Below are 613 nucleotides of genomic sequence, written 5' to 3'. Positions count from 1 at the left end.
CCTTGTAGAAGAGATGGAAATAGCTGCTTCACTGCCTGATGGGAAGAAGGTAGACTACCTGTTTTCCGAAGCAGATGGCGTATTCATCCGGGGACTGGAAAAGAAACAGGGTATGGAAGTCCACCATGCCATTCTCTATGAAGGTTGGGAAACCAATGGAAAAAGGGTCTCCCTGCGTCAGCCCACAGTCATCATGACGACGGAAGACATTCAGACATTTTGGGATGAAGTCCAAGCCACAGCTGCCAACACCTATTCCCTCGAAAAAGCGCATGTCATTACAAACAGTGATGGAGGTGCTGGGTACACAGCTGAACGGTTTCAAACAGCATTCTCACAGTCGGAATTCCCGGTGCTCAACCAGCTGGATACCTACCACGTTGCACAAGCCATTGTAAGGACATTTGGGGGCGGAAAGAGCGAGATCAAGGAGCAGATTAGAAAAGCGATTAGAAAGCATGACCTAGACCAATTCACGTTATATTTGGATACGCACGAAAGCACCTTGACGGATAAAAAGGCCCTCAAGAAAATCAAGGAATTCCGTTCGTATATCTTGAAAAACTGGGACCGCATTTTTGACTGGAGAGACAGGGTGAAAAACGTGCCGGAA

At 47.5% G+C, this 613-nt stretch carries 1 protein-coding gene; it reads left to right on the top strand.

Features of this window, described 5'->3' with window-relative positions:
- On the top strand, nt 1–613 hold a 613-nt coding region (locus IC21_RS10185), incomplete at both ends, for a UPF0236 family transposase-like protein (protein WP_035180867.1).

Source organism: Heyndrickxia coagulans DSM 1 = ATCC 7050 (assembly GCF_000290615.1).
Classification (GTDB): domain Bacteria; phylum Bacillota; class Bacilli; order Bacillales; family Bacillaceae_C; genus Weizmannia; species Weizmannia coagulans.
This window is presented reverse-complemented; position numbering and strand designations above follow the sequence as displayed.